This window comes from Streptomyces sp. NPDC043908 (assembly GCF_056435525.1).
In genome coordinates this window covers 12058-26949 of the sequence record NZ_JBWKEI010000001.1, presented here as the reverse complement: position 1 = coordinate 26949, position 14892 = coordinate 12058, and the positions used below count along the sequence as shown (strand labels likewise).

Below are 14892 nucleotides of genomic sequence, written 5' to 3'. Positions count from 1 at the left end.
GCGCGATCCGGCCGGTTTCCGCCCGGTCCGGCCCTCGCCCCCCGTGCCCGCGTGAGAGTCTGGGCGGCACGAGCGCACACGGAAGAGGGGTCCCGTATGGCGGACACGGCCCGGGAACTGGTGGAGCGGATCACGGCGGAGCTGGCCCCCGCGAAGGACGCCAACCGGCTGGTGCCGCGGATCGCGGACGGCTCGGCGACGATCCACACACTGGGCGCGCTGGCTCTGGAGCAGCGCCATGTCATCGGCTCCGACCTGCGCGCCTTCGGCTTCCTCGCCGAACGCTCGGCGGACGCGGGCAACCCGGCGTGCGCGGAGTTCTTCGCCTCGCTCGCCGCCGGCGAACGGATCGCCCTGGAGCGGCTCGGCGCGTATGAGAGCGCCTGCGGGCTCGACGCGGACAGCGTCGCGCGGTACGAGCCGCTGGCCGGCTGCCAGGCGTATCCGGCCCAGGTGGCCTGGCTGGCGCTGAACGGTGAACCGCCCTCGGTCGCCCTGGCGCTGACCGCCAACTTCGCGGCGTGGGGCGGCTACTGCGCCACCGTGGCCGAGGCGCTGCGCGTCCGCTACGGCTTCTCCGAGGAGGCGTGCGGTTTCTTCGACTTCTTCGCCGAGCCGGCGCCCGACCTGGAACGCCAGGCCCTGGCCGCGGTCGCCTCGGGGGTCCGCTCCGGGGCCGAGGCGGTGTCGGCGCGCCGCTACGGCCGTCTGCTCCAGACGTACGAGGCGATGTTCTGGAACACGCTGGCCGACCGGTGAGCGCGCGGAGCGCCCTCCGCGCCCGCTGACGCGGCTCCCGCGCGCGTCCGGCCCTCACCGGCTCCAGGCGCCGCCCTGCTCACCCCCTGAGCGTGACCCGTGCCACCGGTCCCACCTGCCGGAATGCCCTCCGGTACCGTTTGGTTGTGCCGTACACGGTCCGGCGGGAGGAGCCCGTCGGGCCCGTCGCGGAGAACGGGAACGATCCATGGGCGAGCTGATCCTCATCCGGCACGGCGAGACGGCGTGGACCCTGACGGGGCAGCACACCAGCCACACCGACCTGCCGCTCACCGAGCACGGCGAGGCCCAGGCCCGCGCGGTGGCGCCGCTGCTCGCCGGGCACCGGATCGGGCTCACCCTGGTCAGCCCGGCGGCCCGGGCGCGGCGCACCGCCGAACTCGCCGGCCTCACCGCCGCGCGGGTGCGGCCGGACCTGCGCGAGTGGGAGTACGGCGGGTACGAGGGCGTCACCACGCCCGAGATCCAGCGCGAGCGCCCGAACTGGAACCTGTGGACGGACGGGGTCGCCCCCGGGCCCGCCGCGCACCCGGGCGAGAGCGCCGAGCAGGTCGGCGAACGGGCCGACCGGGTGCTCGCGGAGGCCAGGGCAGCCCTGGGGGACGCCGAGACCGGGAGCGATGTGGCCCTCGTCGCCCACTCGCACTTCCTGCGCGTCCTGACGGCCCGCTACCTCGGGCTGCCCGCCACCTCCGGGGCGCTGTTCCTGCTCGGCACCGGAGCAGTGTCGCGGCTGGGGACCGAGCACGGACGGCCGGTGCTCACGGCGTGGAACACGACTCCCCCGCGGCACGTGCCCGCGGCCTCGGGATGAGCCGTCCGCTCCCCGCCGCCAGGGCCAGCTCCGCGAGCGCCTCGGGGGCGCCGAGCTGACCCCGGATCCCGGGAAAGGCGTTGACGTCCACGATGAGCGGACCGCCGTCCGCGTCGACGATGTCGACCCCGTACACGTCCAGGTCGTACACCTCCCCCACCCGCAGCGCCAGCGCGGCCCAGCCGGGCGGCAGCGCGTCCAGCGGCAGCGGGCGGGTGGGGCCGCGGCCCCCGGGCGCGAGCTCGGAGCGGCGCAGCGCGGCGAAGACCCGGTCGCCTATCACCCACAGCTTGTGGTCCCAGCCGCTGTTGGGGGCGAACTCCTGCACCACCACCGGCTCCCCGGCCCACTCCTCGGCCAGCGCCCGCAAGCCCGCGCTGTCGTCGGCGCGGGCCACCAGGTCGTGGCGGCGGCTGTGCCGGCTCTTCACCACCAGCGGATAGCCGAGGTCCGGGTCGTCCGGCAGCGGGGCGAGCGCGGCGAAGGTGCGGGACGCGGCGAACGGCAGCCCGGCCCGGACGGCGCGGTCGGCCATCGCCGTGCGGTCCTGGACCAGGCCCGTCGCGGACGCGGAGTTCAGCACCGCGGCCCCGCGCGCCTCCAACTCCCGGGCGAGCGCGAGGGCCCGGGGGGTACGGGACTTGAGCAGGTAGACGTCCGCGACGCGGTCCGGAGGCGCCGAGGCCGGGTCGACCGCCTCGACCACGTGCTCGCGGGCGAGCAGGGCGGTGGTGGCGGCGAGCAGCGGATGGCCGGGTTCGGGGGTGAGGAGACCGATCCTCATACGGCCGCCCCGGGCTGCTCGGGGATGATGGCGGCCGGGAAGACGTCCGGGGCGCTCGCGCGGCCGGTGCGGGCCAGTTCCAGCACGGCCCGCGCCACCCGCGCCGCCGCCTGGGGGACCTGGCGGAAGCTGGGGAAGTCGTTCACGTCGACCACCACCGGCCCGTCGGGGCCGAGGAGCACGTCCACGCCGTACAGGTCCAGGCCGTAGACCGCGCCGACCCGGGCGACGGTCGCGGCCACCTCGGCGGGGAGCGCCACCTGCCGCTCGCGGACCGCGTGGTCGGGGTGGAGCGGGGAGCGGCGCTCGGTGGCGTACAGCTCACCGCCCACGCAGTACACCTTCAGGTCCACGCCCGCGTTGGGCACGTACGGCTGGGCCACCAGCATGCCCTGGCCCGCCAGTTCCTCCGTCATGGCGGCGAGCCGGTCCGGCGAGGGGACCAGGCACACTCCGCGCCCGGCACTGCCGTCGGCGGGCTTGACCACCAGCGGGAACTCGGACTCGGGTATCTCCGCGAGGAGTCCGGGGACGGCCGCCGCGTACGTCGTCGGCATCGGCAGGCCCCGGCTGCGGCCGATCGCCGCCGCGAGCGCCTTGTCCCGTACGCCCCGGATCGACCGGGCGTCGTTGACGGTGGTCAGGCCCACCGCGGCGGCGGCCTCCAGGAGCGTGAGCCCCGGGCCACCGGACACCGTCTTGAGCACCCAGGCGTCATGGCTGCCCGCGGTGACCGCCTCGGACATCCGCAGCAGGGAACCGCCGGGACGCAGGACGTCCACCCGATGGCCCCAGGCGACGAGTTGGCGGATCACCTCCACCGGCATGCCGTCGTGGCGGTAGTGCTCCTCCACCAGAAAGCAGAGCCTCATCGACCTTCCCCTGTAACCCCCCGGACGTCCGCCGATCCCATCTGTCCGGCGAGCTGTGACGACACAGGATGTCATGAACGGGCAGGAACCTCGCTCCCCGCCCCGGAACGGGTTCCGGCGCAGGTCAGCGCGGTCCCCGGAGAAGGCAACGCGCGCCCCTGCCGCTCACGCTCCCGTCACGGGCCGCGACGGGCGCCCGACCCCCCTCGTGGGCGCACTGGCTGACCGGCGGTCGCGCGCCGCCCCGCCGTGCGCCCCGGCCCGATCACCCTCGTCCCGGCGGCACTCGGCGTGTGGGGGCGGGTCACGGCCGTGCCGCCGGGCGCGGTCGCGCCGCGGTGCGCCGCCTTCGGAGGGGGCGCGGGAACGCCCTGGGCGCCCTTTCCCCTCCGCATCGGTGCTGTACTGGTGGTTTGAGGCGCGCGCGTCCGTGGTTTCCCGGTTCGGCGGCGCGTGCGCTGATCGCCCACGGAAGGCCCCAGGCATATGCCGGAAGCACCACCGTATCGAGTGTTGCCAAATCCCTTACGGGGCCTCGCTCCCTGTGCAACAGTCGTTACCGGTCCATCCTTCCGACTTGCAGTGCCGCGCCTGTATCGGAGTACGTCATGCCGTCCCATCTGTTCGCGGACCGTCCCAGCCCGCAACCGCCGGAGCGGGAAACGGTCGACGCGCTGATCTCACAGACCCGCCGGCTCCGCGGCGGAGTGGACGCCGTACGGCGGGACGCGGTCGTGGACGACGACGCGCACGGCCGCTGGCAGCGCGCCCTGTGCGATCTGGCGGTCCACCACCTCGACGACCTCGGCACGCACTTGGACCAGCTGAAGGAGGGTCTGCCCGAGCCCGCGCCGGAGGAGGCCGTCGAGGAGGAGCCGGCGCCCGGCTCCGAACCCGACCCGCTGCCCGGCTCCCTGCTCAGCCGGGTGGGCAGCGCCGAGTGGAACCTGCTCACGGACGCGGTGGACTGGTCCGACGAGCTCTTCCAGATCTTCGGACGGGACCCCGGGAGCGGGGCGATGTCGCTCGACGAACTGCCGTCGATGGTCTTCGCCGAGGACCAGGCGCTGCTGACGGCCATGGTGACGGACTGCCTGGTCGACGGGAAGCCGATCGACGGCGAGTTCCGGATCGTGCGCACCGACGGACGGGTGCGCACCCTGCACATGATGGGCGAGCCGGTCCTCGACGCCGACGGCTGCACCGCCTCGATGTGGGCCGTGCTGCGCGACGTCAGCGAGCTGCGCCGCAGCCAGCGCGCCGTCCGGGAGTCGCGCGACTCGCTGGCCCGCGAGCGGCACATCGCCAGGACCGAGCACCGCCTCGCGGTCGAGCTCCAGGAAGCCGTCCTGCCGCCCTGGCGCGGTTCGCTGCGGCTGCCCCAGGGCAACCCGGCGGCGCTCGACGTCGCGGCGCACTATCTGCCGTCCGCCACCAGCGCGCTCATCGGCGGCGACTGGTACGACGCGCTGGAACTGCCCGACGGCAGGTCTTTACTGACCGTCGGAGACCTCACCGGCCACGGCGTGACCGCCACCGGCGCCATGGCGATGCTCCTCGGCGCGCTGCGCGGCATGGCGGTCGCGGGCATCCGCCCCGGCGACCTCATGGGCCACCTCAACCAGCTCCTCGACCACTCCGTCCAGCCGGCCCTGGGCAGCGCCGTCTGCTGCCAGTACGACCCGGCCACCCGCGTCCTCTCCTGGGCCCAGGCAGGACACCCCGCCCCGCTGCTGTTCCGCGGCGGGACGGGGTGCGCGCTGACGTCCCCGGACGGGGTGCTCCTCGGAGCGACGTCAGGAGCCGGGTACGGACAGGCCGAGGTGCAGCTGAGGCCCGGCGACCTGCTGGTCCTGCACACCGACGGGCTGACCCGGCGGGGCACCTCGGACGAGCCGGGGTGCCGCAGGCTGCTGGAGCTCGCCCCCCGCCTCGACACGATCCGCACCGCGCAGGACGGGGTGCGCATGGTGGTCGAGGAGTTCGGCGAGACGGACCGCGAGGACGACGCCTGCGTACTGGTGGCACGCATCGGGTCGTGAACGCCCCGGCGGCAGAGGTCGGTTGAGGGCGATACGGATCGAGTGGACGGTTGGTGGGACGAGGGCGGGTCCGGTGCTCCGGGCCCGCCCTTTACAGGTCCATGCTCCCGCTCCGGCGCGTCGGCGCCTTCGGCAGGGCCAGCTGGATCTCCTCGCGCAGGTCCTGGATCTTCTGGAATCCGGAGTACTGCCCGGTGAGCCGGTACATCTCGCGCAGCCGGTCCCAGGTGCGGTGGGAGGAGGTCTCCCCCATCGACACCAGGGCCAGCCGGGCGTAGCGGTCCGCCTGTTCGGGGTCGTCGGCGATGAAGCACGCCGAGGCGAGGGAGATGTAGTCGAAGATCTTCGAGCGCTGGCGCCCGTTGACCCGGAGTTCGAGCGCCTGTTTCGCATGGCGGGCGGCGATGTTCGCGGCGCTCGGGTCGTGCTCGGCGAGCGTACGGAACGCCAGCGCCTGCATGCCGTGCATGTCCGCCTCGTCGAACATCTGCATCCAGCTGGGCGGGGGGACGTCGCCCCGGTCCGAGACGAAGAGCTCCTCGGCCTCGCCGAGGGTGCGCCGCATCGCCTGCCCCTGCCCCATCGACGCCTGCGCCCAGGCCTCGATGGTGTGCAGCATGGCCCGGGTGCGCGGCAGGGTCTCGTCGCCGGAACCGGACTTGGCGAGCTTCATGAGGTCGAGCGCGTCGTCGGGACGGCCCAGATGGACCATCTGACGGGCCGCGCGGGAGAGGGCTTCGCCGGCGCGCGGACGGTCGCCGCCCTCGCGGGCCGCGTGCGCGGCGATGACGAAGTACTTCTGGGCGGTGGGTTCGAGGCCGATGTCGTGGGACATCCAGCCGGCCAGGACGGCCAGGTTGGCGGCGACGCCCCACAGGCGCCGCTGGAGATGGTCGGGGTGACGGTAGGCGAGCATGCCGCCCACCTCGTTGAGCTGACCCACCACGGCCTTGCGCTGAAGTCCGCCGCCCCGGGACGCGTCCCAGGCGCGGAAGACCTCCACCGAGCGCTCCAGCGCGCCGATCTCCTGCGACCCGATCGGGGCGGCCTCATAGCGGTCGTACCCGGCGGGGTCGGCGTGCAGGGGATCGTCGAAACGGGGGGCGTCGGCCGCGAGTACGGGGTCGGTGTGCAGCCAGTCGTGCATGGCGCTGCTGAGTGTGGAGCCTGCGGCGAGCGCGGCGCCCGCACCCACCAGACCGCGTCGGTTGAGCATGAGGTCCATTCCCGTGAATTCGGTGAGGACCGCCGCCGTCCGTTCAGGCGCCCACGGAAGGCCGTCGGGGTTGTTCTTGGGTCCGACGTCCCGCCGCTTCCCGGTGCGCCCTTGCCGGTCGAAACCGAGGTCCTCGATGGTCACGACACGGCCGAGCCGCTCGGTGAACAGCGCCGCCAGCACCCTCGGCACCGGATCGCGCGGGGACTCCCCCATGTCGATCCACCGCCGCACCCGGGAGGTGTCGGTGGCCAGCTGGGGGTGGCCCATCGCCGCCGCCTGCCGGTTCACCAGCCTCGCGAGTTCGCCCTTGGACCAGCCGGCGAGGCCGAAGAGGTCGTTCAGGCGAGTGTTGGGTTGTCCGTTCACTTCAAGCCCCCAGGTTCTCGGCTGAGTTGACAGTAACCCCCTGTCAGATGCGGTGGGACTATTCGCCAGGGTTCGCCAGGGTGCGCCAGATGGTGTGCCACCCGCGGTCGGGTGTCAGGTAAGAAGGCGCCACCCCGCCCCGGCAGGCGGACCCCATTCCCCAGGGTGGGATCGGGCCACCGGGCCGGGCTGGCCAGCAACTCGTCGGCGCACGAAGGGATCTGTCTCGCCCATGTACACAGCATCGTCCTCCGTGTCAGCCCCGCCCCGGCCGCACCGCCACCTGGTGACGGGCGGCGGACCCTACCTCGACCCCACGCACGCCGCTCCGGCGGCGCTCGGCGCCGGCCGGTCCGCGCGCCGCCCCGGGGCGGGCGTCCAACCGCTCAGCGGGAGGATCGACTTGTCGGGCCCGCAGGGCGCGCAGCTGCGGATGGCCATCGCGTCCGTGCACCGCATCTGCCCGGAGTTCAACCCGGTGCAGGTCCTGCGGCGCAGCGGCCGGTCCGTGCTGCTGGTCGGCACCACCGGCCGGGCCACGGCGGTCGCCAAGTGCCTCCTGGACCACTCGCCCGCCTGGGCCGAGCGGTTCCGGCACGAAATAGCTGCTTACCGCGCGTTCGTCCGGCACCGCCCACCCGTGCGAGTGCCCCGACTGATCGCCGCGGACCCGGACAACTGCACCCTGGTCATCGAGCGGATGCCCGGCCGGGCGGCGGCCCTGGCCCGGCACCCGGTCGAGGCGCCGCCCCGGGCCGACATCCGGGCCGCCCTCGGGGCGATCCGTCGGGTCAACGACTGGCGGCCGCCGGCCGAGATGTTCACCCGGCCGCTGGAGTACGCGCCACGGATCGCCCGCTACCACGAGCTCGGGCTCTTCACCGACCGGGATCTGAGCGACCTCCAGAAGCTGCTGCACGGTCTGGCCCACGCCGGCCGCCCGGTCACCTGGCAGTTCTCGCACGGTGAGGCGCTGCTGACGAACATCCTGCTGTCGCCCGCGGGCCCGGTGCTCGTCGACTGGGAGCACGCCGGCTGGTATCTGCCGGGGTACGACCTGGCGACGCTGTGGGCGGTGCTCGGGGACGCTCCGGTGGCCCGGCGCCAGATCAGCCAGGCGGCCCAGGCCGCGGGCCCGGCCGCGCGGGACGCCTTCCTGGTGAACCTGATGCTCGTACTGACCCGGGAGATCCGGACGTACGAGACGGCCGTACAGCGCGCCATGCGCGATGCGACGCCCTCGGGCACCGCCTCGCCGCAGCAGCCGGGTGTGCCCTCGGCCGGAGAGCAGCAGCGGTTGCTGCTGCGCAGGCTGCACGACGACTGCGCGATGGCGCGTCGGGCCGTGCGTGCGGCGGTCGGGACCCGCTGACCGCCGCGTGAGGGACCCCTCCGGCCGCCTGCTCCGCCGGAGGGGTCCGGGAAAGGGGCGCGCCGCGCTCCCGGTGCCGACACACCGGGCGCGCGGCGCGCCGCCGTGTGCGGGCGCCCTCCCTCAGCGCACCCGTACGACGTCCACGTCGGCGGCCCGCACCACGGCGACGCGGTGGCCGATCTGGACGGTGACGTACTTCGCCGTGCCGGGGAAGTACGTGTGGTCGTACGGGAGCGAGGAGTCGATCGTCGGCGCGTAGAAGTAGCCGCTGGGCGCCTCGCCGCCGCCGGGGTAGGACTGGCCCGCCTTGATGGTGTACGGGAGCGGGGCGCCCACGCGCGGGGCGGTGAAGTCGGCCGGGTAGTCGGCCCTGTCGGGGTAGGCCACGCCGTACACCGGCACCTGTGCCACTCCGGGTTTGGGCCGGACGACCTGGCCGGCCGTCGGGGTGGTGGTGCGGCTGTGTCCGGGCGTCCGGAGCCAGGCCTTCTGGCCGTACCACCAGATCGCCGTCCAGCCGGGTCTGCGCTCGGCCACCACGGCCTGCTGGGTGGCGCTGATCTTGCTGCCCCAGTCGTTGACGCAGTTGGTGCCGGACTGGCCGGGCGGATGCAGGCCGGGGTCCGGGAACAGGGGGGCGGTCGTGGACGGCTCGGTGTACAGGGGGACGGCGCTGCTGCCCTGGAGGGGCAGGTCGGTGTTCTTCTCGCAGTCGCGGAAGACCTGCTGGTTGGCGGTGAACGCGGGGCTGATGGTGACCAGTTGGCTGCCGGGGCGGGCGGTGGGGTGGGTGGGGGCGCCGAGCACGGCCATGAAGCGGTTCCAGTCCCAGTACGGGCCCGGGTCCCAGTGCATGTTCTTGGTGCCCCCGGCCGTGGTGGGCGGCACGTTCTCATGGCCGATGATGTGCTGACGGTCGAGGGGGATGTCGTACTTGGCGGCGAGGTAGCGCACCAGCGCGGCCGTGGAGCGGTACATCTGCGGGGTGTACCAGGTGGCGCCCTCCACGGCGACGCCCTCCTGCTCGATGCCGATGGAGTGCGTGTTGACGTACCAGTTCCCGGCCTGCCAGGCGACGTCCTTGGTCTTCACCATCTGCGCCACATGGCCGTCCGAGGAGCGCACCACGTAGTGGGCGGAGACGGCCCGCCGGGGATCCTGGAAGATCCGGATCGTACCGGCGTAGTCCTCTTCGGTGTCGTGCAGGACGATGTACTTGACCGGGTTGGTGGACGGCCGGTCGGCGATGTCGTAGTTCCCGTACGCCTGTTTGTTGGCCGGGTCGCCGTTCTGCTGGTAGGCCGCCGGAACCCAGTCGCAGGACAGGACGCGCGGGCACTCGGTGGCGGGCTGCTGGGCTCCGGCCGGTGACGTGGGGGCGAGGAGGGCGAGGCCGAAGGCCCCGGTGGCGGTCAGTGCGAGCGCGAGCCTGGTCCTGTGCGGGGATGTCATGGCGGCCCTTCCTGCGGGGAGTTCACCTGGGGTGCGGTGCGCGCACACTGTGTGACCCCGGGTGAGGGCGCGTCAAGAGCGCTGCGGGAAGGGTGTGTCGTGTCAGTGGAGGAGACCAGTGGCAGGCCGCTGACCTGCCACTGACGCCGTCAGCCCTGCTGGAAGAGCTCGGCCGGGAGCGGCTTGAGGAGTGCGTACAGGTCGTCGGTGATCGGCCGGTCCCAGCTGGCGATGGTGACGAGCACGTTGTCGCTGCGGTCGAACTGGACGCAGGAGACACGGCTCTCGGAGAGCTTGAGGCGCCGCACGATCAGCAGGTTGTCGCCCTGCATCACCGGGATGTCCTCGGAGTCGACGACCTCGACGGGCTCGTCGTTCTCCAGCGCCAGCAGGAGCTGGGCGACCTCGAAGGGCACCTGCCCCTCGTCGAGCTCCCGGGCCGGGGAGCCCTCGGGCAGGTTGCCGATGACCATCGCGGGGCCCCGGCCGCCGAACAGGTCGTAGCGCAGGAAGACGCCCTGGCAGCTTCCGTCGGGCGCGGGCAGCAGCCCGGCCCCGAGGTTTCCGGGCCAGTCGCCCGGGTCCATGGCCAGGACATCGAAGTCCGGGCCCGCGGGAGTGGCGGAGCTGCGGCGGCGGAGGAACGACATGCCGCCATGGTACGTGGCCGGGGCACCGCGACGGGCCCCGGCCCACGTACGGCCGGTCAGTGCGGCGGAGTCCCGGGGCCCGGGTCCGTCCCGGTGTGCCGCAGGAGCTCCGGCAGTCCCGCCCGGTCGGTACCGAGCTTGCGGAAGACGCCCGAGAGCAGCAGTTCCACGCCCCGCTCCCGCAGGCCCAGCTCCTCGGCGATGCGGGTGTTGTCCCAGCCCCGCGCCGCCCGGTCGGCGGCCGTCTTCTCCTGGGCGGTCAGCGAGTCCGTGCCCACCGCACGCAGCCGCAGCGGGCGCAGCCCCGAGGCGGCCAGTTCGTCGCGGGCCCGGGCCGCCAGCGCGTCGGCGCCGCAGCTCGTCGCGTTCTCCATGCCCCGGACGAGCAGCTCCGAGGCGTCCTGGGGCAGGCCGGCGCGGCTGAGCGCGGTGCCGTGGTCGACCAGCGCGCGGGCCAGCTCGTACGCGGACGGCGAGCGCTCCAGGTACTGCACGGCTTCCGCGAGGAGCTTGAGGCTCTTCGCGCCGGTGGCGACCTTGGCGGCCGAGTGCAGGGCCCGGCCGATGGCGCCGGCCGTACCGAAGCGGCGGGCCAGCTCCACGCCCTCGTCGGCGATCTTCTGGGCCTCCGCCGGGTCCGCCTGGGCCAGGGCCTCGGCGAGCAGCGGGCGCCAGGGGCACCACGCCGGGTTGCGCATGCCCCTGCGGTCCAGGCGACGGCCGACCGCGCGCAGCCGCTGCTCGGCGTCGCTGCGCAGACCCCGGGCGAGCAGCAGCTCGCTGTAGACGGTCTCGGAGTCGGGGTAGACCACGGCGTTGGGGACGACCTGGCCGTAGTTGTAGCGGTCGGAGAGCTCCTGCGCCTCGTCCACCCGGCCCCTGGCCAGCAGGATCTCCATGAGGATGCCGAGGGCGAACCACTGGGCGGGGATGCGCTGGCCGACCCGGTCGGCGATCCGCAGGCCCCCGTGGACCAGGTCCTCGGCCTCGGCGAGCCGGCCGCGGCAGAACCGGATGTAGCCGAGCAGGGTGAGCCCGAAGGAGAGGTGGGCGCCGCGCCAGCCCCGGTTCTCGCACTCCGCGATGCCCCGGCTGAACAGCTCGTCCGCGCGGCCCGGCTGGTCGCAGTACATGAAGGTCAGCGCGACCATCACGGGGACCTCGAAGCCCCACTCCTCGTCGGTCCAGGAGAGCCCGTCGCCGAGCGCCTCCTCGGCGTAGGCCAGGGCGGTGGCGGCGGGCTCGCCGCGGACCATGGCGTCCCAGGCGCGCAGCCCCAGGATGTAGCGCTCGGCCATGCCGCGGGTGGTGAGGTGGTCGGCGAGGCGGGCGAGCCTGCGCGAGCGGGCGGCGGAGTCCTCCTCGTCGGCGCGGAAGGCGTTCCACTTGAAGCCCTCGGCCTGCATGCGCAGCCGGGTGCGCGGGTTGTTGGAGTTCCTGGCCTCGACGGCGACCAGCTCGGCCGCCTCGCCCATCCGGTCGGTGTGGGCGAGCGCCTGGGCGAGGCGGCAGGTGATGGCCTCGCGCAGGGCGGGGTCGAGCTCCGGCTCCTCCAGGGCGGCCTGGAGGTGGTTGACGGTGGTGGCCGGTTCGTTCAGCAGAGCGGAGCAGCCGAGCTCGAACAGCACCTCGGCCCGGTCCTCCAGGGAGGGCGGCTCGCGCAGGGCGCGGGCCAGACAGCGCCGGGCGGCCTCGGGTGCGCCGGCCCGCATGCACTCGCGGGCCGCGGCCCTGAGCTGCTGCACCGCCCAGCGGTCGTCCTCCGGATGCATCTCCAGGAGGTGGCGGGCGGCCACCGTGGGTCCGAGGCCCGCCTCGGTGACGCGGACCGCGGCCTGGCCGTGCATCGCCACCCGCATCGCGGGCGGGATGGCGCGGTAGACGGCGGTGCCGACCAGCGGGTGGAAGAAGTCGAGCCGGTCGGTGTCGCCGGTGCGCTCGGCCAGGATGCGGGCCTCGCGCAGCCGCTGGATCGCGTCCACCGACTCCTCGGCGCCGAGGCCGCCCACGCTGCTCGCCATCTGCGGGTCGACCGAGGTGCCCAGGATGGCGACGGCCCAGGCCAGTCTGACCGGCGAGGGGCCGAGCCGCTCCAGGCGCTCGACGAGTCCGCTGCCGCGGGCGGAGGAGGCGAGTTCGCGCAGCTCGGCGGCGTTGGCGTAGTGCGGTTTGATGTTCCGCTCGTGGATCTTGGCGATGAGCTCGACGGCCTCGAAGGGGTTGCCTCCGGTGAGTGCCCAGCACTCGCGGGAGAAGAGGTCGTCGGCGCCGTTCTGCAGGACGTCGTGGACGAGCCTGCCCACGCCGTGCGGGGAGAGCGGGGCCAGGGTCACCGGCCGGGAGCCGTGCCGTTCGGCGAGCCTGCGGAACTCCACGGCCTGCGCGGGCAGTTCCTCGGGCCGGTAGGCCGTCACGATCAGGATCGGCAGTTCGGCGGCGCGCAGGGCGAACGAGCTCAGCCAGCTCAGGGACTCGTCGTCCGCCCAGTGCGCGTCGTCGACGATGAGCACGACGGGCGTGTGCTGGACGGCGAACCGGGTGACCAGCCAGTCGAGGCCGTCGCGCACGCCCTGCGGGTCGGGCGAGCCGCCGCCCGGGACCGCGACCAGGCCGACCGCGGGCGCCACGATGTCGTACCAGGTCCCGAGTATCCGGCGGTGTTCACTCTCGCCGGTCGCGGCCAGTACGGGCTGCACCAGCTGGCGCACCACGTGGAAGGCCACGCCCTGCTCCTGTTCGCCGCCGCGGGCCGTCAGCAGGGTGCAGCCGCGTGCGACGGCCTCCCTGCGGATCTCGGCGATCAGACTCGTCTTGCCGAGTCCGGCCCCTCCCGCGATCGCGAGCAGCCCGCCGCTCGGCGCGGTCGTATCCCCTTCGGCTCCGGTGCCGCACAGGTCGTCCAGCATGCCTTCGAGAAGCAGGAGTTCGTTCTCCCGCTCGAACAGTCGCCTGCGCGCACCACCGGTCCGCCGGCCTTTCGAGTCCGCCACAACCGTCCCCTTTTGCCAGTAGGGCCGAGCCTACGCTTTCGGACACGCACCGTGACACCGATGTGACTGTCTTGCAAACCCGGCTTGACTAACTGGCTTGGATCTGCTGGGGCGTTGGCCCGCTTGCGGGGGCGCGAAGCACCGGCCCACACGCCGCTTGTGCGGTTCCGGCCACGGGCGCACTATGAGTTTTCCGGACAGCAGCTCCGCCCAAGGCTGCTCACTCCCTTCGGCGTTCAGGAGGCGGAGCGATGGCGTCCCCATCAGGCTCACAGCTGTCGGACGACCGCACGGGGCTGGTGGACATCCCGTTCCCCGCCCGCTGCCATCCGCGCCACGGGCTGGCGCGTCAGCACACGCTGGACTGGCTTCACCGGTTCGGGATGCTCTCGGGCCAGAAGGCCACGGACGAGTACGACGCGATGGGGCTGGAACGCCTGATGGCGTACTTCTATCCGGACGCCGACGACGCCGATCTCGCGCTGGCGACCGACCTCAACGCCTGGTTCTTCGTCTTCGACGACCAGTTCGACGGGCCGATCGGCCGGCAGCCCGACGCGGTGGCCCGGCAGATCGACATCATGCTGCGCACGATGAGCGAGCGGGGTCCCGCCCCGGGCGACCCCACCAGCCATCTCGCGGGCACGCTGGCGGAGTTGTGGAAGCGGCTGAGCGACGGCACCCCGCTGCTGTGGCAGAACCGCTTCCGCGAGCACTGGCGGGACTATCTGACGGCCTATCACTGGGAGGCCGTCAACCGCACCCGTACCGGGCTGCCGTCGCTGCCGGGGTTCCTGCGCGGGCGCCGTGACTCCATAGGCGTGCAGCCCTGTCTGGATCTCGTCGAGCGGTGCGGCCGCTACACGCTCCCCGACGAGCTGCACCGGGGCAGCCCGCTGGCCGAGATGCGCTGGATCACCGCCGATGTGGTGATCTTCGTCAACGACATCGTCTCCGCGGACAAGGAGCTGGCCGCCGGGGACGTCAACAACAGCGTGATCATCCTGCACCGGGGGTCCGGGCTCTCGGTGGACCGCGCCGCGCGCGAGGTCGCCCGGATGGCCAACTCCCGGGTGGAGCGCTTCCAGACGCTCGCGGCCGAGCTCTCGGACACCCTCGCGGGCACCGGCGTCTCGGACCAGCTGCGCGCCCAGGTCGACGACTACGTGGCGGGGATGCGGGCGCTGATGAGCGGCAACCTGGCGTGGTCGCGCACGACGGCCCGGTACAACAGGGCAGGCGTCGAGGCGGCGGGCCGGGGGCAGCGGCCCTGGGCGCACCTCTTCGAGGAGGCGGACGCGCTGGACGCCTGAGAGCCGTGCGGCCGTCGGTGCCGCCGGCGCCGGGCGTTCCGGGCGCGGGTGCCGCGGGACGGCCCGCGCGCTCCTGGCGCGGGTGCTCCTTGAGGAAGTACCGCACGCGCCGGGGCGGGTGGCAGGCACGCGGCTCGTCGTAGCCACGGGCGCGGGCCCTGGACCGGGACGGCTTCGCGGGTCTCGGCGGGCGCCGCTCCCGCCCGGCGCGTGGGCCGGGCGGGTGCGCGGTGGG

General features: G+C 73.6%; 11 protein-coding genes. 5 read left to right on the top strand and 6 right to left on the bottom strand.

Going from position 1 to position 14892, the window contains the following annotated elements:
- The first annotated feature begins 96 nt into the window (after nucleotides 1–96).
- The gene (locus tag AC069K_RS00100) at nucleotides 97–759 is read left to right on the top strand and encodes a transcriptional regulator (protein WP_478610492.1); all 663 of its coding nucleotides are present in this window, start codon (nucleotides 97–99) and stop codon (nucleotides 757–759) included.
- 208 nt (nucleotides 760–967) lie between these two features.
- On the top strand, nucleotides 968–1594 hold the full coding sequence (locus AC069K_RS00095; protein ID WP_365103282.1) for a histidine phosphatase family protein: 627 nt from the start codon (nucleotides 968–970) through the stop codon (nucleotides 1592–1594).
- On the opposite strand, the gene AC069K_RS00090 is transcribed toward AC069K_RS00095, so the two are convergent.
- Nucleotides 1542–2378: an ATP-grasp domain-containing protein gene (locus tag AC069K_RS00090; protein ID WP_478610490.1), complete on the bottom strand. Its 837-nt coding sequence runs from the start codon at nucleotides 2376–2378 to the stop codon at nucleotides 1542–1544. The two genes, AC069K_RS00095 and AC069K_RS00090, sit on opposite strands and share 53 nt — an antisense overlap.
- A complete protein-coding gene (locus tag AC069K_RS00085; RefSeq protein ID WP_365103286.1) occupies nucleotides 2375–3250 on the bottom strand; it encodes an ATP-grasp domain-containing protein in 876 nt (291 codons plus the stop codon). The genes AC069K_RS00090 and AC069K_RS00085 overlap by 4 nt, the downstream gene beginning before the upstream one ends.
- A 608-nt stretch (nucleotides 3251–3858) precedes the next feature.
- Between AC069K_RS00085 and AC069K_RS00080 the strand changes: the two genes are divergently transcribed.
- A complete protein-coding gene (locus tag AC069K_RS00080) occupies nucleotides 3859–5292 on the top strand; it encodes a PP2C family protein-serine/threonine phosphatase (RefSeq protein WP_478610488.1) in 1434 nt (477 codons plus the stop codon).
- 91 nt (nucleotides 5293–5383) lie between these two features.
- Here AC069K_RS00080 and AC069K_RS00075 read toward each other — a convergent pair whose 3' ends face one another.
- Complete coding sequence (locus AC069K_RS00075; protein WP_478610486.1) at nucleotides 5384–6877, bottom strand: DNA-binding protein NsdB; 1494 nt, start codon at nucleotides 6875–6877, stop codon at nucleotides 5384–5386.
- A 232-nt stretch (nucleotides 6878–7109) separates the two neighbouring features.
- On the opposite strand from AC069K_RS00075, the gene AC069K_RS00070 reads away from it, so the two are divergent.
- Nucleotides 7110–8249, top strand: coding sequence for an aminoglycoside phosphotransferase family protein (locus tag AC069K_RS00070; RefSeq protein ID WP_478610484.1), 1140 nt, complete (start codon nucleotides 7110–7112; stop codon nucleotides 8247–8249).
- Between the two features lie 123 nt (nucleotides 8250–8372).
- On the opposite strand, the gene AC069K_RS00065 is transcribed toward AC069K_RS00070, so the two are convergent.
- From AC069K_RS00065 to AC069K_RS00055, 3 genes are all read right to left on the bottom strand, one after another.
- The gene (locus AC069K_RS00065; RefSeq protein WP_478610482.1) at nucleotides 8373–9704 is read right to left on the bottom strand and encodes an N-acetylmuramoyl-L-alanine amidase; all 1332 of its coding nucleotides are present in this window, start codon (nucleotides 9702–9704) and stop codon (nucleotides 8373–8375) included.
- 149 nt (nucleotides 9705–9853) lie between these two features.
- Nucleotides 9854–10354 carry a glycosyltransferase family protein gene (locus AC069K_RS00060; protein WP_101392197.1) on the bottom strand — a complete coding sequence of 167 codons (501 nt, stop codon included), beginning with the start codon at nucleotides 10352–10354 and terminating at the stop codon, nucleotides 9854–9856.
- 56 nt (nucleotides 10355–10410) lie between these two features.
- Nucleotides 10411–13260, bottom strand: a complete 2850-nt coding sequence (locus tag AC069K_RS00055; RefSeq protein WP_478611982.1) for an ATP-binding protein — start codon at nucleotides 13258–13260, stop codon at nucleotides 10411–10413.
- A gap of 335 nt (nucleotides 13261–13595) precedes the next feature.
- Here AC069K_RS00055 and AC069K_RS00050 point away from each other — a divergent pair, with 335 nt between their 5' ends.
- Nucleotides 13596–14657 carry an isoafricanol synthase gene (locus AC069K_RS00050; protein ID WP_358833952.1) on the top strand — a complete coding sequence of 354 codons (1062 nt, stop codon included), beginning with the start codon at nucleotides 13596–13598 and terminating at the stop codon, nucleotides 14655–14657.
- Nucleotides 14658–14892 lie beyond the last annotated feature (235 nt).